The organism is Streptomyces sp. NPDC001781 (assembly GCF_053596035.1).
On record NZ_JBSFFI010000028.1, the window covers coordinates 1 to 19,129 of the forward strand.

General features: G+C 72.7%; 18 protein-coding genes and 2 tRNA genes. 7 read left to right on the forward strand and 13 right to left on the reverse strand.

The window, feature by feature from the left end:
• Nucleotides 1–75 precede the first annotated feature (75 nt).
• The 8 genes from def to ACWCV3_RS23040 form a co-directional block, all read right to left on the reverse strand.
• Nucleotides 76–726 carry a peptide deformylase gene (gene def / locus ACWCV3_RS23005; RefSeq protein ID WP_451227234.1) on the reverse strand — a complete coding sequence of 217 codons (651 nt, stop codon included), beginning with the start codon at nt 724–726 and terminating at the stop codon, nt 76–78.
• Between the two features lie 148 nt (nt 727–874).
• On the reverse strand, nt 875–1,855 hold the full coding sequence (locus ACWCV3_RS23010; protein ID WP_030807439.1) for a hypothetical protein: 981 nt from the start codon (nt 1,853–1,855) through the stop codon (nt 875–877).
• Nucleotides 1,856–1,966: 111 nt separating this feature from the next.
• Nucleotides 1,967–3,196: an HD-GYP domain-containing protein gene (locus ACWCV3_RS23015; RefSeq protein ID WP_451227238.1), complete on the reverse strand. Its 1,230-nt coding sequence runs from the start codon at nt 3,194–3,196 to the stop codon at nt 1,967–1,969.
• Nucleotides 3,193–4,503: an HD-GYP domain-containing protein gene (locus ACWCV3_RS23020; RefSeq protein WP_451227240.1), complete on the reverse strand. Its 1,311-nt coding sequence runs from the start codon at nt 4,501–4,503 to the stop codon at nt 3,193–3,195. Before ACWCV3_RS23020 ends, ACWCV3_RS23015 begins: the two co-directional genes overlap by 4 nt.
• A 107-nt stretch (nt 4,504–4,610) precedes the next feature.
• Nucleotides 4,611–4,913 carry a mycothiol system anti-sigma-R factor gene (rsrA, locus tag ACWCV3_RS23025; RefSeq protein WP_451227243.1) on the reverse strand — a complete coding sequence of 101 codons (303 nt, stop codon included), beginning with the start codon at nt 4,911–4,913 and terminating at the stop codon, nt 4,611–4,613.
• Complete coding sequence (locus tag ACWCV3_RS23030) at nt 4,910–5,605, reverse strand: sigma-70 family RNA polymerase sigma factor (RefSeq protein WP_451227246.1); 696 nt, start codon at nt 5,603–5,605, stop codon at nt 4,910–4,912. Before ACWCV3_RS23030 ends, rsrA begins: the two co-directional genes overlap by 4 nt.
• Before the next feature lie 257 nt (nt 5,606–5,862).
• The gene (locus tag ACWCV3_RS23035; protein ID WP_451227248.1) at nt 5,863–6,510 is read right to left on the reverse strand and encodes an alpha/beta hydrolase family protein; all 648 of its coding nucleotides are present in this window, start codon (nt 6,508–6,510) and stop codon (nt 5,863–5,865) included.
• A gap of 1 nt (nt 6,511) precedes the next feature.
• Nucleotides 6,512–7,366 (reverse strand): SOS response-associated peptidase, encoded by an 855-nt coding sequence (locus ACWCV3_RS23040; protein WP_451227251.1) that lies wholly within the window; start codon nt 7,364–7,366, stop codon nt 6,512–6,514.
• A 49-nt stretch (nt 7,367–7,415) separates the two neighbouring features.
• Between ACWCV3_RS23040 and ACWCV3_RS23045 the strand changes: the two genes are divergently transcribed.
• From ACWCV3_RS23045 to ACWCV3_RS23060, 4 genes are all read left to right on the forward strand, one after another.
• Nucleotides 7,416–8,138, forward strand: coding sequence for a M50 family metallopeptidase (locus tag ACWCV3_RS23045; RefSeq protein WP_451227254.1), 723 nt, complete (start codon nt 7,416–7,418; stop codon nt 8,136–8,138).
• Nucleotides 8,139–8,199: 61 nt separating this feature from the next.
• A complete protein-coding gene (aroA, locus tag ACWCV3_RS23050; protein WP_451227257.1) occupies nt 8,200–9,516 on the forward strand; it encodes a 3-phosphoshikimate 1-carboxyvinyltransferase in 1,317 nt (438 codons plus the stop codon).
• A 16-nt stretch (nt 9,517–9,532) separates the two neighbouring features.
• Nucleotides 9,533–10,543 carry a ribosome small subunit-dependent GTPase A gene (gene rsgA, locus ACWCV3_RS23055; protein WP_451227260.1) on the forward strand — a complete coding sequence of 337 codons (1,011 nt, stop codon included), beginning with the start codon at nt 9,533–9,535 and terminating at the stop codon, nt 10,541–10,543.
• A 270-nt stretch (nt 10,544–10,813) separates the two neighbouring features.
• Complete coding sequence (locus ACWCV3_RS23060; RefSeq protein WP_451227263.1) at nt 10,814–11,137, forward strand: DMT family transporter; 324 nt, start codon at nt 10,814–10,816, stop codon at nt 11,135–11,137.
• Between the two features lie 50 nt (nt 11,138–11,187).
• Here ACWCV3_RS23060 and ACWCV3_RS23065 read toward each other — a convergent pair whose 3' ends face one another.
• Nucleotides 11,188–11,796 carry a TetR/AcrR family transcriptional regulator gene (locus ACWCV3_RS23065; RefSeq protein ID WP_451227266.1) on the reverse strand — a complete coding sequence of 203 codons (609 nt, stop codon included), beginning with the start codon at nt 11,794–11,796 and terminating at the stop codon, nt 11,188–11,190.
• Nucleotides 11,797–11,960: 164 nt separating this feature from the next.
• Between ACWCV3_RS23065 and hisN the strand changes: the two genes are divergently transcribed.
• From hisN to ACWCV3_RS23080, 3 genes are all read left to right on the forward strand, one after another.
• Complete coding sequence (hisN, locus tag ACWCV3_RS23070; protein ID WP_451227269.1) at nt 11,961–12,755, forward strand: histidinol-phosphatase; 795 nt, start codon at nt 11,961–11,963, stop codon at nt 12,753–12,755.
• A gap of 197 nt (nt 12,756–12,952) precedes the next feature.
• The gene (locus tag ACWCV3_RS23075) at nt 12,953–13,330 is read left to right on the forward strand and encodes a CBS domain-containing protein (protein WP_451227272.1); all 378 of its coding nucleotides are present in this window, start codon (nt 12,953–12,955) and stop codon (nt 13,328–13,330) included.
• A 95-nt stretch (nt 13,331–13,425) separates the two neighbouring features.
• Nucleotides 13,426–13,842 carry a Fur family transcriptional regulator gene (locus ACWCV3_RS23080; RefSeq protein ID WP_451227275.1) on the forward strand — a complete coding sequence of 139 codons (417 nt, stop codon included), beginning with the start codon at nt 13,426–13,428 and terminating at the stop codon, nt 13,840–13,842.
• A gap of 61 nt (nt 13,843–13,903) precedes the next feature.
• On the opposite strand, the gene ACWCV3_RS23085 is transcribed toward ACWCV3_RS23080, so the two are convergent.
• The 4 genes from ACWCV3_RS23085 to ACWCV3_RS23100 form a co-directional block, all read right to left on the reverse strand.
• A tRNA-Met gene (locus ACWCV3_RS23085) sits at nt 13,904–13,977 on the reverse strand.
• 72 nt (nt 13,978–14,049) lie between these two features.
• Entirely contained in the window at nt 14,050–15,882 is a 1,833-nt protein-coding gene (locus ACWCV3_RS23090) for a tetratricopeptide repeat protein (protein ID WP_451227278.1), read from the reverse strand.
• Between the two features lie 205 nt (nt 15,883–16,087).
• A tRNA-Met gene (locus tag ACWCV3_RS23095) sits at nt 16,088–16,161 on the reverse strand.
• A 43-nt stretch (nt 16,162–16,204) separates the two neighbouring features.
• Nucleotides 16,205–19,081 (reverse strand): UPF0182 family membrane protein, encoded by a 2,877-nt coding sequence (locus tag ACWCV3_RS23100; RefSeq protein ID WP_451227419.1) that lies wholly within the window; start codon nt 19,079–19,081, stop codon nt 16,205–16,207.
• Nucleotides 19,082–19,129 lie beyond the last annotated feature (48 nt).

Below are 19,129 nucleotides of genomic sequence, written 5' to 3' on the forward strand. Positions count from 1 at the left end.
GACGCCCGGCCGGAATGGTCTCCGGCCGGGCGTCGCGGCTGTTCGGTGCGGTGGCGCCGGTTCCGCGCGGCCGCGTCAGTCGTTGGCGACCACGTCGTAGCGCGGTTCGTTCTCGGCCATCTGCCGCAGCGCGTCCTTGCGGTCCCGCTTGGAGAGGCGGTCGATGTAGAGGTACCCGTACAGGTGGTCGGTCTCGTGCTGGAGGCAGCGGGCGAAGTAGCCGGTGCCGCGCACCTTGATGGGGTTGCCCTTCTCGTCCTGCCCGGTCACCTCGGCGTAGTCGGGGCGCGCGAGCGGCGCGTACGCGGTGGGCACGGAGAGGCAGCCCTCGTTGCTGTCGTCCAGGCGGCGGGCGGCGGCGGGCAGTTCGACCAGCTTGGGGTTGACGACCACGCCGGTGTGGCGGACGCCGTCGTCGTCCGGGCAGTCGTAGACGAAGACCTTCCGGCTCACGCCGATCTGGTTGGCGGCCAGGCCCACGCCCTCGGCGGTGCGCTGGCTGGCGAACATGTCCGCGACCAGTTCCTCCAGCTCGGGACCGAACTCGGTGACGTCCGCGCACTCCTTGTGCAGCACCGGGTTCCCGACGACCGTGATCGGCCGCGAGGTCCCGCGCTCGCGCCAGCCGGTCTCGCGCTCCTCGCAGTCCTCCGTGTCGACGACATAGCCCTCGTCATCGACGGGGAGCACGCCCACGCGCTGCTGATCGGTGTCCTGCTGAGCCATGACCGAGTGACGCCTTCCTCAAAACAAACATGGGGGGAGTAGCGGATACAGGGTACGTGGACACGCCTCCCGCGGGGCGCGGGTCCGGGTCCTTTCGTACGGGACCGCCGCGTGGGCGCGTACGAAGACCGCGCACCGGCAGCGGCGATCAGCAGACCTCTTCCAGATCCCGCCAGTCGCGGGAGTCGGGACTGTCGGCGACCCACCCGTCCAGCAGCCCCCGGACCAGCGAAGCCGGCGCGGCGATCCCGCACTCGCGCTCCGGCACCCAGAGCTGCCCGTCGGTCCGGTGCCCCAGCGGACCGGGATGACCGGGCTCACTGTGGTCGTGGGGATCGAGATGCACGCCCTCCCCCTCGTCGGACGGCATCCGCGACTCCGAGCACATCCGGCACAGCAGCCGCACGGAGGACGACCAGTCCTCCGCCGCGAACCCCGCGTCGGCGGCCAGCTGCTCCAGCGCGTCCCGGTCCGCCTCGGTCGCCGCCTCCAGCAGCACCACCCAGGTCGGCACGGGCGACGGCGCCCACAGCTCGATCTCGTCGAAGACCGGATAGGAGTGCCCGGTGGACGTGGTCCGCTCACCGTGCGGGACACCGTCGTGCAGCACGACCTCGCCCCAGCGCCGCCCCGAGGACGGCAGCGGGATGGACAGCACCTCGATGCGGGCCGGGTCCAGCCGGCGGCCCCAGACCACCTCGGCCTCGCCCTCCGGGGAGAGGCGTACGGCCGCGCTGCCCAGCTCCATGCCCAGCGGCTCGCCCAGCGCGGTGGCGCCGCCGGGCACCTTCAGCCCGTACGCCTGCCAGGCGCGGCGGGCCAGCGGCCAGTCCTGGAGAGCGGTGGCGGCGATGCCCACGTTCCACCAGTCGGGCGCGCCGGTCTCCCGGTCCAGCAGGGCGACCGCGCGCAGCCCGGCGGCGCGGGCCTGTTCCCAGTCGTGCCGGAACTTGTGCAGCAGGGCCAGGTTGAACCAGGACTCGGCGAGCCAGGGCTCCAGATCGGCGGCGCGGGTCAGCAGCTCGCCCGCGTCCTCGTACCGGCCGTCGCCGATGAGCGTGAACGCCCGGTCGGTGGCCTGCCGCCAGGAGGCGGAGGGCCGGTTCCGTACCTTGCCGAAGATCCTCACGATTCCCGCCTGCCAGTTCCGTTCCGCTCAGTGGGCTGGCTTGTGCCCCCGGACATGCCTCTCCCTCGCATCCAACCACGTCACGCGGGAGAGGCGCTCATTACCCGTCGGTTACCCAGCAACCGGCAGGCTCAGACAGTCACGGGACAGGACCCGCGCCAGGGACTCCACCACCTCGGGGGCGTAGTCCCCGGCGGTGGCCAGCCGGAGTTCCTCCAGTGCGCACAGCGGGCCCTGCGCCCCGGCGTCGTGGGACTTCTCCTCGTAGGCGTTGACCGCGCGCACGATGCGGGCGGCGACCGGCTGGTCCCGGTAGGGGTCGGCCTGCCGCTCCACGACCACGGCGACGGCCGCGGCCACCCCGGTCTGCCGGACGACGGCCCCGCCGAGCAGGGCGATGCGGCGCTGCTCCTCACAGGGCAGCCCGGCGGTCGCGCCCGCGGGGACCGGGTCGAGAAGGCTGAGCTGGCCGATGTCGTGCATCAGCGCCGCGTGTTCCAGCACGGTCAGCTCGGTGCCGGTGAGCCCGAGGTCCCGGCCCACCGCGAGGCTGAGGGCGGCGACCCGGCGGGCGTGCCCGGCCGGGGTGTAGCCGGCGATCTCGGTGGCGCGGGCCAGGGAGGTGATGGTCTGCCGGTAGGTGGCGCGCACCGCCGCGTACCGGCGCAGCGACAACTGGGTGAGCAGCAGCGGAAGGCAGAACACCGGCAGCGCCCAGAGTCCGGCGACGGCGACCGCGAGCGCCATCACCACGCCGGTGGCGCAGACGGCGGACCCGATGCCGGGCAGCCCGCGCAGTTCCTCGCGCAGCAGCGGGCCGAAGGGCCAGCCGGTGCGGGCCCGGCCGAGCGCGGCGGCCAGTACGGCGTCGCACAGCGCGGTCAGGACGAGCAGCGCGACGAGCAGCAGGGCGTAGGCGCAACCGTCCCAGTGCCGGAACACCCCCCGGCTGTAGAGGGGTTGGAAGCAGACGGCGGCGAAGCCCACCTTGAGGACCCGGCGGGCCAGGTGGTCCAGGGTGGGGCTCTGGCCACGCCAGATGTGGGGAACGCCACCGAGCAGCGTGGCGACGAGCACCACGGTGACGATCTGCGCCGGCCCGTGGTGCGCCGGTTCTCCGGCCTCCGCGCCGAGCAGGGCGTACGACAGGGAGCCCGCGGTGCCGAGTGGCGCGGCGCGGCGGGAGCCGCCGCCCCGCCAGCGGGTGAGTTCGCCGACGGCGATGAGGACACCGAAGGCGAGCGCGGTGCCCCGGTCCTCGATGCCGGTCCACAGGGTGGCGCCGAAGGCCAGGACGGCGACGAGCGCGGCGGCGCCGTGGATCAGTCTGCGGGCGGTCACCGGTGGGCCCCGGTGGTCCGTCCGTGGGTGCGCTGGCGCGGCGGGACGCCGGAGGCGGGCTCGTCGGCGGTGACCTCGGGCCGCCAGCCGTGGCGGCGCAGGGCGGCGGCGAGCGCGCCGACCATCCGGGGGTCGAACTGGGCACCCGCGCACCGCTCCAGCTCGGCGACGGCGACCTCGACCGGGCGGGCCCGGCTGTAGGAGCGGGTGGAGGTCATGGCGTCGAAGGCGTCGGCGACGGCGACCACACGGGCGCACTCGGGGATCTGGGCACCGGCGAGGCCGTAGGGGTAGCCACTGCCGTCGAGGCGTTCGTGGTGGTGCAGGATCGCCGCGCGGGCCTCCCCGAGGAAGGAGATGCCGCGGGTCATCTCGTGGCCGTACTCGGGGTGGAGTTCGATGATCCGGCGTTCCTCGGGGGTGAGCGGGCCGTCCTTGCGCAGCAGCCGGGTGGGGACGCCGAGCTTGCCCACGTCGTGCAGGATGCCCGCGAAGCGCAGTACCTCCACGCGTTCGTCGTCCAGGCCGAGCTGGCGGGCGATCATCACTGACGCCCGGCCGACGCGCTCGCTGTGGCCCCTCGTGTAGCCGTCCTTGATGTCGACGGCCTGGACGAGGGCGCGGATGGTGGCCTGGTGGGCGGCGCGCTCGCGGTGGTACTGGGCGAACACCCAGCAGGAGACGCCCATCGGCAGCAGCACCAGCAGGGCTGCGACGGGACCGTAGGGGCTGCGCCACAGCACGGCGGTCATCAGTCCGGCCAGGCCGTGCACGGCGACGGGCGCGAGGGAGCGGGTGAACAGTCCCCGCCAGGCGCGGCGCGCCGGCACCCGGTCGGCCGCGGCGTGCATGGCGCCGTCGAGCAGGGTGAGCACCAGGCAGAAGGCGAGCACGGCGGCCCCGGCGGGCAGCAGCGCGTACGGGAAGACGGAGCCGTCGACGGCGGCGCCGCCGTCGAGCGCGTGGTGCGTCCGGGCGGCAGCCCAGACGGCGAGCGCGGGCCGGGCGGCGCGCCAGACTCGGCGCGGGAGGGCCGGCGCGTGCTCGACCGGGGAGAGCAGGGCGGCGGGCAGCGGGACGAGCGCGGCGGCGGCCGGGGACAGCAGGAAGGCCCCGGCGAGCAGGACGGGGTAGAAGGTGCCGCCGAAGCGGCGCCGGACGACCTGGTCACAGAGCGCGTACAGCGCGGAGAGGAGTCCGACGGCGCCCCAGGCCGTGGGGCCGGTGAGGGCGGGCAGCGCGCAGAGCGCGGCGAGCAGGGCGGCACCGGCCACGCAGACCCGTGCTCTTGCCGGAACCGCCTTCATGACGCCCTCCCCGAACGTGCCCCGTCCGGGTGGAGCGTAGGACGGGGCACGGGGAGGGCGGGGGCTGGTCCGGGGGGATTAGCACGTTCGGGTGACCGAGGCGGCGGTCAGCTCTCGCGGGCGACCGTGGTCACGTCATGCTCGGGGACGGTGCCGCCGGAGCGGATCAGGTCGATCCGGCCCATGACCTTGGCGCGCAGGTCCGCGGGGACGTCGTCGTGCCCGCAGCACCGCTTGACCAGCTTCTTGACGGCCTGCTCCAGACCGTACTTCTCCAGGCACGGGTGGCATTCCTCGAAGTGGTGCTGGAACTTGTCGCGGTCGACGTCCGGCATCTCGCTGTCGAGGAACTCGTACAGGTGGTCGAGGACCTCACTGCAGTCCGTCTCGTGCGGCTCTCCGCAGCTCATGAGCCCGAGCCTTTCGCTTCGTCCGACTCTCCGGCGCCCGCGGGGACCAGGCCGCGCTCGCGCGCGTAGTCCTCCAGCATGCCGCGCAGTTGGCGACGGCCCCGGTGCAGCCGGGACATCACCGTACCGATGGGTGTCCCCATGATGTCCGCGATCTCCTTGTACGCAAAGCCCTCCACGTCCGCGAGATAGACCGCGATGCGGAACTCCTCGGGGATCGACTGGAGCGCGGACTTCACGTCCGAGTCCGGCAGGTGGTCCAGCGCCTGGGACTCGGCGGAGCGCAGCCCCGTCGACATGTGCGACTCGGCACGGGCGAGCTGCCAGTCCTCGATCTCCTCGGCCGCGCTGCGCTGCGGTTCCCGCTGCTTCTTGCGGTACGAGTTGATGAAGGTGTTGGTGAGGATCCGGTACAGCCACGCCTTGAGGTTGGTGCCTTCGCGGAACTGGTGGAACGAGGCGTACGCCTTGGCGTACGTCTCCTGCACCAGGTCCTCCGCGTCGGCCGGGTTGCGCGTCATGCGCAGCGCGGCCGAGTACATCTGGTCGAGGAATTCGAGCGCGTCCCGCTCGAAGCGCGCGCTGCGCTCCGCGCTGGTCTCGGCGCCCGTACCCGCGCTCGCGCCCTGGCCCTCGGGCTGCTCCGCCTGGCCGCTGCCGGCCCCTGCGTCGGTACCGGTGACCGGACCCACCTCCTCAAGTTCCCGCGCGAGGCCGAAACCGGCCCCACTCGTCTCGGAGGATAGAACACGACCCGTACCCGCCGCCGCTCGAAGCGGAGCGGTCCTGGCCGCGTGCAGCACCGTCCAGTCCAGGTCAGTGCGGCTGCTGCGACTCGGACATGCGGTCGAACCCATGCGGCTGACTTCCTCTCCCGCGACGACGCCCCTTCGGGCTCCCTTGCTTCTGCTCGCCACAACAGCGTTGCCGCGTCCGGCATTCCCGGGGGTCACCCGAGTGACGCGGCCCACCTGGTGACGGCGTCCGTCACGGTCTCCAGCGCGGCCTCCCCGGTCAGGGGGGCCCGCTTGGGCACCGCGAGGGAGTGGTCGCCGCAGGGCACCTCGACGAGCTCGAACCCGTCCGCGGGGAACTCCTCGGGGCGGCCGAAGGGGTCGTTCCCGCCCTGGACGACGAGCGTGGGCACCCCGGCGCCGAGCAGCTCGTCGGCCCGGGACCTCTCCGGCCTGCCCGGCGGGTGCAGCGGGAAGCTCAGCGCGAGCACCGCGCGGGCGCCCAGCTCGGTGGCGGTACGGCAGGCGACGCGGGCGCCCGCGCTGCGGCCCCCGGAGATCACCGGCAGGCCGGCGCGGGTGAGGGCGGGCCACACACCCCGCCAGCCGCTGTCCAGCGTCCTGGGCGCGGGGGCGACCTTGCGGCCGGCCACCCGCCAGGGCTGTTCGACCAGGGCGACGCTCACCCCGTGCGCGGGCAGGGCGGTGGCGAGGGCCTGGAGGTCGCGGGCCTCGATGCCGCCCCCGGCGCCGTGACCGGCGGCCAGGACGAGGCGGGGCTCGGGTGCGTGGTGCCAGGTGACGCGGGCCGTCCCGGCCACGGTCTCGACGGTCTCGGTCGCATCGGCGGAAGTGGGGCTCACGTCAGAAGAGTGTGCCCTCCTCGGGCCCCTCCAGCTCCTTCAGCAGCTCCGGTCCGTTGTTGCGGACGTTGCTGACGGCGGTCGACACCGGATAGGCCCGCATCAGGCCCCCGGGCGGCGGGGCGAGCAGCTCCCGCAGCTCCCCGGGGTCGGTACGGGCGGGGTCCAGCCAGGCGTCCCAGCGGTCCGGGGTCAGCATGAGGGGCATCCGGGGGTGGATGTCGGCCAGCGAGCCGGGGCCCTCGGCGGGCGCGACGGCCAGCGGGCCCCGCTCGGCCTCGGTGGTGATCACCGAGCAGGTCGCCCACCAGGCGCCGGGATGGTCGTCGGGCAGCGTGCGGTCGCGCCAGAACTCGTACAGACCGGCCATGGCGAACACCGAGCCGTCGGCGGGGGTCACGAAGTACGGCTGCTTGCGCGGCCGCTTCCTCCTGCCCTCGGCCTCGAGGTCGCGCTCCTGCTCGCCGGTGACCCACTCGTAGTAGCCGTCGGCGGGCAGGATGCAGCGGCGGGCGGCGAAGGCGCGGCGGTAGGCCGGCTTCTCGTGCACGGTCTCCGCGCGGGCGTTGATCATCCGGGCGGCGCCCTCGGGGGTCCGGGCCCAGGACGGCACCAGTCCCCACCTCAGCCGGCGCAGCTGGCGAACCGGACGCCGGTCGGCGGCGTCTTTCAGGGGGCGGTCCAGGACCGCGTAGACCTCCTTGGTCGGGGCCACGTTCCAGTCCGGCGCCAGGGTCTCCTCGGGGTCCGGGGTACGGTCGCCCCCTTCCGCCGGGGCTGGGGGGACCCCCACTTCGATGCCGAAGGCTCCCGCGAGATCCTCTGGGCCACGACTGGCCGCATACCGTCCGCACATACCAGCCACAGTGCCAGAGTCCGTCCGACACAGGGAGTCACCCGTACACATGGACAGCAACACGACCGCCGCGCTGCCCGGCCTCTGGGACCGGCTCAGCGGCACCCAGTCCGGTCCCGACCTGTGGGTCGTCCTCGCCACCCTGGCCGCCGCGCTCGCCGTGGTCGCCCCGCACCCGGTGTGGCGGGTGGCCCGGAACGCGATCACCATCGCGCACGAGGGCGGCCACGGACTGATCGCGCTCGTCACCGGCCGGAAGCTGACCGGGATACGGCTGCACTCCGACACCAGCGGCCTCACCGTGAGCCGGGGCAAGCCCTACGGGCTCGGCATGATCCTCACGGCCGCCGCGGGCTACACCGCGCCCTCGCTGCTCGGGCTGGGCGGGGCCGCGCTGCTGGCCTCCGGCCGCATCACCCTGCTGCTGTGGGTGGCGACCGCCCTGCTGCTCGCGATGCTGGTGATGATCCGCAACGCCTACGGGGTGCTGACGGTGGTGCTGACCGGCGGGGCGTTCCTTCTGGTGTCCTGGCTGGCGGGACCGCAGGTGCAGGCGGCGTTCGCGTACGCGGTGGTGTGGTTCCTGCTGCTGGGCGGGGTGCGTCCGCCCTTCGAGCTGCAGGCCAAGCGGAGGCGGGGCGGCGCCGGCGACTCGGACGCGGACCAGTTGTCCCGGCTCACCCATGTACCGGCCGGGCTGTGGCTGTTCCTGTTCCACGCGGTGTCGCTGTGCTCGCTGATCGGCGGCGGGCAGTGGCTGCTGCGGCTCTGACCCGCCGCCTGCCGGGTCCGGCCAAGATCTGGGGGCGGTCCCAGCCACTAAAGTGGGGCGCATGACCGTGAACCCCGCGCACACCGCCCTCTGGCCCGCCCCGCACGCGACCGGAGCCGTCGACGCGACGGTCCACGTGCCCGGTTCCAAATCGGTCACCAACCGGGCCCTGGTGCTCGCCGCCCTCGCTTCCGAGCCGGGCTGGCTGCGCCGTCCGCTGCGGTCGCGGGACACCCTGCTGATGGCCGGGGCGCTGCGGGCGATGGGCGTGGAGATCGAGGAGGGCGTCGGCCCGGACGGTTCCGGCGAGGCGTGGCGGGTGCTGCCGACGGGGCTGCGCGGTCCGGCCGCGGTGGACGTCGGCAACGCCGGCACGGTCATGCGCTTCCTGCCGCCGCTCGCGGCACTGGCCGACGGCCCGATCCGCTTCGACGGCGACCCCCGCTCCCACGAGCGCCCGCTGCACGGCGTGATCGACGCGCTGCGCGTGCTGGGCGCCCGGATCGACGACGACGGCCGGGGCGCGCTGCCGCTGACCGTGCACGGCGGCGGGGCCCTGGAGGGCGGCCCGGTGTCGGTCGACGCCTCCTCCTCGTCCCAGTTCGTCTCGGCGCTGCTGCTGTCCGCGCCGCGCTTCAACCAGGGCGTGGAGGTCCGTCACACCGGCGCGACGCTGCCCTCGCTCCCGCACATCCGGATGACGGTGGACATGCTGCGCGCGGTCGGCGCCCAGGTCGACACCCCGGAGTCGGGCGGCGAGCCGAACGTGTGGCGGGTGACCCCGGGCGCGCTGCTGGGCCGGGACCTCACCGTCGAGCCGGACCTGTCCAACGCCCAGCCGTTCCTGGCGGCCGCCCTGGTCTCAGGCGGCAAGGTGACGATCCCGGACTGGCCGGAGCGCACCACCCAGCCGGGTGACCGGCTGCGGGAGATCTTCACCGAGATGGGTGGCTCCTGCGAGCTGACCGAGTACGGGCTGGTGTTCTCCGGTTCCGGCGCGGTGCACGGCATCGACGTGGACCTGGGCGACGTGGGCGAGCTGACCCCCGGCATCGCCGCGGTCGCCGCCCTCGCCGACTCCCCCTCCACCCTGCGGGGCGTGGCCCACCTCCGGCTGCACGAGACGGACCGGCTGGCGGCGCTCACCAAGGAGATCAACGAACTCGGCGGCGATGTCACGGAGACCGCCGACGGCCTGCGCATCCGGCCGCGCCCCCTGCACGGCGGCGTGTTCCACACCTACGACGACCACCGGATGGCGACGGCGGGCGCGGTCATCGGCCTGGCGGTGCCGGGGGTGCGGATCGAGAACGTGGCGACGACGGCGAAGACCCTCCCGGACTTCCCCGAGCTGTGGACCGGGATGCTCGGCGACTGACGGGCTGGACGAGACAATGCGCCGCTACGGCAAGCACACCGACGAGGACGACATCCGCACGCGTCCCAACCGCAAGGGCAACCGCCCGCGGACCAGCATCCGTCCCAAGCACGAGGACGCGGCGGAGGGCATGGTCCTCACCGTGGACCGGGGCCGGCTGACCTGCCTGGTCGAGGGACGGACCATCACCGCGATGAAGGCCCGTGAGCTGGGCCGCAAGGCGGCCGTGGTGGGCGACCGGGTCTCGATCGTCGGCGACCTGTCGGGCCAGAAGGACACCCTCGCGCGGATCGTCCGCATCGGGGAGCGCTCCTCCCTGCTGCGCCGCACCGCCGACGACGATGATCCCTACGAGCGGGTCGTGGTGGCCAACGCCGACCAGCTCGCGATCGTCACCGCCCTCGCCGACCCCGAGCCCCGCCCCCGGCTGATCGACCGCTGCCTGGTCGCGGCCTTCGACGGCGGCCTGGAGCCCCTGCTGGTGATGACCAAGTCGGACCTGGCCTCCCCGGACAAGCTGCTGGAGCTGTACGGCGACTTGGACATCCCCTACGTGGTGACCAGCCGCGAGGAACTGGAGAACGGCGGCGCGGCCGACCGGGTCCGCGAGCAACTCGACGGAAAGATAACGGCGTTCGTCGGCCACTCCGGCGTCGGCAAGACCACCCTGGTCAACGCGCTGGTACCGCAGGACCTCCGGCGTACGACGGGACACGTCAACGCGGTGACCGGCCGGGGCCGGCACACCACGACCTCCGCACTGGCCCTGCCGCTCGGCGACGGCGCCGGCTGGGTGGTCGACACTCCGGGCGTACGGTCCTTCGGGCTGGCGCACATCGACCCCACGCGGGTGATCAACGCCTTCCCGGACCTGGTGCCGGGCACAGCCGAGTGCCCGCGCGCGTGCAGTCACGACGAACCGGACTGCGCGCTGGACGCCTGGGTGGCCGCCGGCCACGCGCGCCCGGCCCGGCTGTACTCGCTGCGCCGGCTGCTGGCGACGCGGGAGCGCCGGGAGGGCGACTGAGACTCGCGTGGTTTGCCGGGGCGCGGGTCCGGCGAGTGCATAATCGCACCGAGCCGGGGATCCGGACCAAAGGTCTTTCCTCCGGATCAGGCCGGCTCGGGCCGAGGGCGCCTGTCGGCTGACCCGAGCGGGTTCCGGTGCGTGCAGCTGCACGGCGGAGGAGGGCGTCGACGCGGAGCGTCGGCAACCGACGACAACGCCGCAGATGTGCGTGCCAGAACCCGCGACCCCGGCAAGATCCGGAAGTCAGACCCTAGGGGAGGACAGCGCATGGCGTGGCTGCTGGTCATCGTGGCCGGGCTTCTGGAGACGGGTTTCGCCGTGTGCCTGAAGCTGTCCCACGGGTTCACCCGGCTCTGGCCGACCATCGCCTTCGCCTCCTTCGCCCTCGGCAGCTTCGGCCTGCTGACCCTGTCCCTGAAGAAGCTCGACGTCGGCCCGGCCTACGCGGTCTGGACCGGCATCGGCGCGGCGGGCACGGCGATCTACGGCATGGTCTTCCTCGGTGACCTGGTCTCCACCTTGAAGATCGTCTCCATCTCCCTGGTGATCGCCGGGGTGATCGGACTCCAGCTCTCGGGGTCGGCGCACTGAGGGGCGTCTCCTCGGTCTTCACCGGCCGACGCGGACCGAGGAGACGCCCCTCAGCCGTCGAGGTTCCGGCGCAGGGCGTGGTGGACGAGTGCCGTCGTGCCGCCCTCGCCGGCCGGCGCCGCCACGCAGGACAGGCCGAGGCGGAGCGCGACTTCGCAGGCGAAGGCCAGCCGGGCGGTGTCGGACGCCGGGGTGCCGGGTGCGGCGAGGACCGCCACGGCCCGGTCGCGTGCCATCCGCAGGAAGTCCCCGGGCGCCGGCAGCGGCCCGTCGGCCCGGCGCTGCGCGGGCACGGTGGAGGTGGAGGGCGGGCCGTTGCGCGCGGGCTCGGGGAGCCGTTCGGTCCAGCTTCCGGTGAGCATGGCCCGTACCAGCGTGTCGCCCCGCGCGGCGGTGGCGGTCCACTCGGCGGCGGCGGCAAGCCGGTCGCGGGGGTCGGCGTGGGTGGCGAGGGCGCGTTCCACACCGGCGAGGTAGCCGTCGGCCGCGCGCCGCATCAGGGCCCGGGCCAGGCCGTCCTTGCTGCCGAACTCGTTGTAGAGCGTCTGCCGGGACACTCCGGCGGCCGCGGCCACGTCGACCATCCGCACCGTGGACCACGGCCGGTGGGCGAGCGCTCCGCCTGCGGCGTCCAGCAGCGATTCACGGGCTGCGGGCATCGTCGCCTCCCTGGGGCGAGTCGTGGCGCTTAGATTTGACTCGCCCGCCGGCGCTGTCAAGGGTCGGGGGGCGTGCCGGGAGCACGGTTCGGCCAGTGCGCCGTGCGCCGCGCCCGCGCCCCCCCTGGTGGCTTCCGGACACCCGCGGCCGATACGGTCGTCACATGCCGGACTATCTCGACGACCTGCGCCTAGCCCATGTCCTCGCCGACGCCGCCGACGCGACCACCATGGAGCGCTTCAAGGCACTCGACCTGAAGGTCGAGACGAAACCGGACATGACCCCGGTCAGCGAGGCGGACAAGGCCGCCGAGGAGCTGATCCGCAACCACCTCCAGCGCGCCCGCCCGCGCGACTCGGTGCTCGGTGAGGAGTACGGCGCCGAGGGCTCCGGTCCGCGCCGCTGGGTGATCGACCCGATCGACGGCACCAAGAACTACGTGCGCGGGGTCCCGGTGTGGGCGACCCTGATCTCGCTGATGGAGGCGGGTCCGGGTGGCTTCCATCCGGTCGTGGGCCTGGTCTCGGCCCCCGCCCTGGGCCGTCGCTGGTGGGCCGCGAAGGACCACGGCGCCTTCACCGGACGCAGCCTCACCTCGGCGAGCCGTATCCACGTCTCCGCGGTGGCGGACCTCGCCGACGCCTCCTTCGCCTACTCCTCGCTCACCGGCTGGGAGGAGCGGGACCGGCTGGACGGTTTCCTGGAGCTGTCCCGCGAGGTGTGGCGCACGCGCGCCTACGGCGACTTCTGGCCCTACATGATGGTGGCGGAGGGCTCGGTGGACATGTGCGCGGAACCCGAGCTGTCGCTGTGGGACATGGCGGCCAACGCGATCATCGTCACCGAGGCGGGCGGCACCTTCACCGGTCTGGACGGCCGTGCGGGCCCGCACAGCGGCAACGCGGCGGCCTCCAACGGCCTGCTGCACGACGCGCTGCTGGGCCGCGTCGGCGACTGAGCGCACCCGCTCGGTGCGCGCGCCCCCGACGGGTAACGCACGCCCCCTTGTTGACCTCCCCTTTACCTGTCACTCTGAAGCCTCCCTCGTTTGTGCGTTCGTGAATCCGTGCTGTGCGGCGCGGGTTCCGCAGGAGGTGGCTGAAGCCCATGCTCGTTCCCGCCCCCGCATCACCCCCCACGCTCGTCCGAGACGCCATGAGCACGGTGGTCCTCACCATCGGCCCCGCTCACACCCTTCGCCAGGCCGCCGCCCTGATGTCCGCCCGCCGGGTCGGCGCCGCCGTGGTGCTCGACCCGGAGGCGGGCGGCATCGGCATCCTCACCGAACGGGACATCCTCAACTCCGTCGGCCTCGGCCAGGACCCGGACACGGAGTCCGCCCAGGCCCACACCACCACGTCCGTGGTCTTCGCCGCCCCGGCCTGGACCCTGCGGGAGGCCGCGAGCGCCATGACGCACGGCGGCTTCCGGCATCTGGTGGTGCTGGACCGGGGCGAGCCCGCGGGCATCGTCTCGGTGCGCGACATCATTCGCTGCTGGGCCCCGGCCCGCGCCCCGGAACCCGCTCTCTGACGCCCGCCAGCGGAGTTGGACTCAGTCCAACTCTGCTGGCATTCCAAAATCACACCCATTCGGGATCTGTTCCGCCTGCTGTTACGCTGGCTGCCATGAGTGACCTTCTGGACCGGCTGCGTGGACGCGGATGGCGGCTGACCTCGCAGCGCCGAGTGGTGGCCGAGGTGCTGGACGGCGAGCACGTCCACCTCACGGCCGACGAGGTCCACGCGCGCGCCGTGGCGAAGCTGCCGGAGATCTCCCGCGCGACCGTCTACAACACCCTGGGCGAACTGGTCTCGCTCGGCGAGGTGCTGGAGGTCAGCACGGACCACCGCGCCAAGCGGTACGACCCGAACGCGCACCGTCCGCACCATCACCTGGTCTGCTCACGCTGCGGCGCGATCCGTGACGTGCACCCCACCGGCGACCCGCTCACCGACCTCCCCGACACCGAGCGCTTCGGCTTCGCCGTCTCGGACGTCGAGGTGACCTACCGGGGCGTGTGCCCGGAGTGCGCCGCCGCCTGAGCCGGTACCCGGACACGACAGAGGGCCGGAATCCCATCGGATTCCGGCCCTCTGCCTTCAGTAGCGGGGACAGGATTTGAACCTGCGACCTCTGGGTTATGAGCCCAGCGAGCTACCGAGCTGCTCCACCCCGCGTCGGTGAACACGACACTACGGGACCCATGGGCGCGGAGGCAAATCCATTCCCCCGCGCACCTTCCGTCCAGCTCAGGCCGACAGCTCCTCGCGCAGCGCGCCCTCCAGCCGCGCCGCCCGCTCCCCCACTTCCCTGGGGCCCAGCTCCATCGCGCGGGCCGCCCAGCGCTGCCCCTCGGCGAGCTCGCCCCGGCGGGCGTACACCAGGGCCAGGCGGAGCGCGGCCCGGCCGTGCCCGGCGTCGGCCGCGCGGGTCCACCACACGGCGGCCTCGGGCTCGCTGCCCTCGCGGGCCAGCAGGAGCCCCAGGTTGAAGGCGCCGTTGCGGGACCCGGCCTCGGCGGCCGCCCGGTACCAGCGCGCCGCCTCGACCACGTCACCGCGCGCCGCCGCGAGCATGCCGACCCGCACCTGGGCACGCCGGTGGCCCTGGCCGGCCGCCCGCTCGTACCACTCCTCGCACTCGGTCTTGTCGTGCACGCTCTCGCCCAGTTCGTGCGCGGGCTCCGGCGGACGGCGCGCGTCCAGCACGGTGGCCAGCCGGTACGCGGCCTCCGCGCTGCCGCCGCCGGCCGCGCACCGCAGATGGCGCTCGGCGGTCTGCTCGTCGCCCTCCCGCAGCCGGGCGATGCCGACCTGGAGGGCGGCCTCGGTGTGCCCGGCGGCGGCCGCCCGCTCGTACCAGCGCACCGCGGCCTCGCTGTCCTGGACGGTGTCGCGGCCGGCGTGCAGGATGCCGAGGTTGAACGCGGCGTCCACACTGCCGGCCTCGGCGGCCTTGGAGAACCAGGGCTCGGCACCACTGGTGTCGCCGCCCCGCAGCAGCAGGATGGCCAGCGCGTTCGCCGCCTCCCGGTGCCCGGCGTAGGCGGCGCGCCGGTACCACTGCTCGGCCTGCGCGGTGCGGCCCTGCTCGGCGCAGAGCAGCCCGAGGTTGTAGGCGCCGTTGTCGTCACCGGCGTCCAGCGCGGCCCGGTACCAGCGCTCGGCGGTCTGGGTCTCGCCGCGCTCGGCGTGCAGGGCGCCGAGCGCGTTGGCCGCGTTGCCGTCCCCGTCCTGGGCGGCGCGCAGCCACCACACGGCCGCGCTCTCGGTGTCCCCCGCGTCGCGCAGCAGGAAGCCGAGCGCGCAGGCGGCACGGGCCTCGCCGTCCTTGGCGGACGTGAGGTACCAGCGCCCGGCCTCCTTCAGCTCGCCACGCTTCTCCAGGATGGCGCCGAGGTGCAGCGCGGCCCGGCGGTGGCCGCGCGCGGCGGCCTGGCGGTACCACTGTTCGGCCTCGGCCGACGCCTCGGCGGTGCCGGGCTCCGCCGCACGTCCCGTCCCGGGCTCGGCGTCACCGCCGTCCAGGGAACGGGCGAACCGGTAGGCGGCCTCGCGGTGGCCCCGCTCGGCCGCGGCCCGCATCCAGTGGGCGGAGCGGGAGTCACCGCGGTGCTCCAGCAGGTCGGCGAGGGCGTAGGCGCCGAGCACATGGCCCTGCTCGGCGGACTGGCGCAGCCAGTACTCGGCGGCGGGTTCGTCGCCGCGCTCGCGGTGGTGGCGGCCGAGCGCGTGCGCGGCGGCGGCCGAGCCGGCGACGGCGGCGATCCGCCACCAGTCGGCGGCCTCGTCGGCGTACCCGCGCTGGTGCAGCAGGACGCCCAGGTTGTTGGCGGCGGGCCGGTCGCCGGCGGACGCGGCGGCACGGAGCTGGGGCTCGGCCGCGTCGAGGTCGCCGCGGCGCAGCAGCATGGCCCCGAGGATGCTGGCGGCCTCGGCGTCGCCGGTGCGCGCCGCCATCCCGAGGCGCACCTCCTCGGCGTCCTCCCCCACCTCGTCCACGTCGCGGGAGGGGTCCTCACCCGAAGGCTGCACAAATCGCCCTGTCTCGAACAGAGTTGCCTTGTCCCCCATAACGTCCATCGTCGCACCACCTGCAACCTGGGTACACCCGGTGTACCGCAGCCCGTGAGGTCACTTCAGCGTTTTGTCGACATGCCCACAGAGAGACAAGTCAAACACAGTTGGCCCAACTCCGGGCGGCGGCACGGCCGATGAAAGGCGCAGGACATGAGTTCGCACATCACGAAGGCCCGGATCTCGATGAGATCCGGGCCCTCGTTTTCAGTAGCGGGGACAGGATTTGAACCTGCGACCTCTGGGTTATGAGCCCAGCGAGCTACCGAGCTGCTCCACCCCGCGCCGTTGTGTGCACAACTCTAGCACGGCGCGGGAGCGGGTCCGGTCAGTCGCCGCTGGTCCGGGGCTTGTCCGCCGCGGACTGGGCGTCCTCGGCCTTCTTGAGCGCGTCCTGGAGGTCCTTCTGCGCCTTGGCGTAGGCGTCCCAGTCCGGACCGGACTTGAGCGCCTCCTGGCCCGCGTCGTACGCCTTCTGGGCGTCCTCCAGCGCCTGGCGGACCGTCGGGTTGGTGGACGCCGGCGGTTCGGTGGTGCCCGACGGCGGGGGCTCGGAGCCCTTGACCCCGAACACCTTGTCCAGCGCCTGGTCCAGGGTGTCCTCGAACGCGGTCCGGCCCTCGTAGGTCACCAGCACCTTGCGCAGCAGCGGGTACTTCAGCGTGCCGCCGCGCACGTAGACCGGCTCCGCGTACAGCAGGCCGCCGTCCAGCGGGACGGTGAGCAGGTTGCCGTACTCCACCTGGGAGTGGCCCCGGCTCAGCAGGCTGATCGTCTCCGCGATGGACGGTTCGGAGTTGAACTGGCTCTGCACCTGCTTGGGGCCGTCGACCGTGGTGCTCGTCGGCAGTTTCAGGATCCTGATCTTGCCGTAGTCGCTGGCGCGCGGATCGGAGTCGACGGCCATGAACGCGCTCAGGTTGTCCCGGCCGTTGGGCGTGAAGGTCGTCGTGAGCGAGAAGACCTGCTGCTTCTGGTCCGGCATCTTCATGCTCAGGTAGTACGGCGGGACCGAGTCGCGGGAGTCGTTGGACGGGTCGTCCGGGACCTGCCACACCTCGCTGCCGCTGAGGAAGGTCTGCGCGTTGGTCACGTGGTAGCGGGTGAGCAGCTCGCGCTGGACCTTGAACAGGTCCTGGGGGTAGCGCAGATGGGCCATCAGCTCCGGGCTGATGTCCGAGCGGGACCGCACCGTGCCGGGGAACGCCTTCATCCACGTCTTGAGCACCGGGTCGGCCGAGTCCCACTGGTAGAGCTTGACGTCACCGGTGTAGGCGTCGACGGTGGCCTTGACGGAGTTGCGGATGTAGTTGACCTGGTTCTGCTGGGCCACCACCGCGCGGGAGTTGTTGGTCGCGGTCAGCGAGTCGGCCGTGGTGTCCCCGAGCGTGGTGCGCGAGGCGTACGGATAGCCGTTGCTTGTCGTGTACGCGTCGACGATCCACTGGATGCGTCCGTCCACCACGGCCGGATAGGCGTCGCCGTCGATGGTCAGCCAGGGTGCGACGGACTCGACGCGGCCCTTGGGGGTGCGGTTGTACAGGATGCGCGAACCGTCGCCGATGGCCCCGGAGTAGAGGATCTGCGGCTCGTTGAACGCCACCGCGTACGCCGCCCGGTTGAGCGGGTTGTCGAGGTTGACGCCGCTCCTGCCCTGGTAGCTGGTGGTCTTCTCGCCCTCGTCGTCGGAGTAGTCGATCTCCTTCTGGGGACCGCCGACGATGGAGTACGTGGTGGTCTTCTCGCCGTAGTACACCTGCTGCTGGTACTCGCCGAGGTCGCCCTTGGAGGGCAGGTTCTTCTCGGTGAAGACCGGACGGCCCTTGTCGTCGGCCTCGGTGCCCTTGGCGGCGACCACGCCGTAGCCGTGGGTGTAGCGGAAGTGGTCGTTGATCCAGTTGTTCTTCGGGATGCCGTCGAGGTTCAGCTCACGCAGGCCCAGGACGGTGTCCTGCTCCTTGCCGTCCTTGGTGGGGTACCGGTCGACGTCCAGGTTGTTCGGGAAGCCGTAGTAGTTCCGGATCTGCTGGAGCTGCTGGAACGTGGGCGAGACCACGTTCGGGTCCATGATGCGGATACTGGCCGTCTTGCCGACCTGGTCGCGCAGCTTGGTCCTGTCCTCGGTCGCGGCCCTGCCGGAGTACTCGCTGACCTGGGTGCGGTCGATGCCGTACGCCTCGCGGGTCGCCTTGAGGTTCTTCTGGACGTACGGGGCTTCCTTGGCCTGCTCGTTGGGCTGGACCTGGAACTTCTGCACGATGGCCGGGTAGAGGCCGCCGATGAGGACCGCGGAGAGCACCATCAGGCCGAAGCCGATCACGGGGAGCTGCCAGGTGCGCCGCCACAGCGTGGCGAAGAACAGCAGCGCGCAGATGACGGCGATGAAGAACAGGATGTTCTTGGCGGGCAGATAGGCGTTGGCGTCCACGTAGCGCAGACCCGTCCAGTTACCGGTCGCCCGGAAGTCGCTGGACTTCACCGCGAGTCCGTACCGGTCGAGCCAGTAGGCGACGGCCTTGAGGGACACGAAGACGCCGAGCAGCACCGAGAGATGACCGGTCGCGGCGGCCGAGGCGCGCGAGCCGGGGCTGGTGACGCGCAGCCCGCCGTACAGGTAGTGGGTGAGCGCGGCGGCGATCAGCGACAGGATGGCCGTGGCGAAGCCGAAGGCCAGCAGGAAGCGGTACCAGGGCAGGTCGAAGGCGTAGAAGGACACGTCCCGGTGGAACTGGGGGTCCTTCTGGTGGAACGGCACGCCGTTGACCCACATCAGCCAGACCCGCCACTGCCCGGCCGCCGAGGCGCCGGCGATCAGCCCGACCAGCGCGGTGACGGCGAGCAGCAGCCAGGTCTTGTACGGCGCGATCCCCATCCGGTAACGGTCCAGGCTCTGCTGCTCCATCGACATGGCGCTCAGCGGGGGCCGCATCCGGTGCGCGAGCCAGATGTTGAAGCCCACCGCGAGGGCCATCAGCAGACCGAAGACGAAGAACAGCCCGATCTTCGTCCACAGGGTGGTGGTGAAGACCGACGAGTAGTGCACCGACCGGTACCAGAGCCAGTCCGTCCAGAAGCCGGCGAACATGGTGAAGGCCATGCCGAGGGCTGCCAGGACGCCCAGGGTCACGAGCAGGGTCCTCACCCGCCGGGACGGGCGGCCCGCCCTGATCCGTGGCCCCGTCGGGCCTCCGCCGCGGTCCGGCATCTGGAAAGCCAAGGTGCGCACCTCGAAGTCACTGTCGATCCGTCAGAC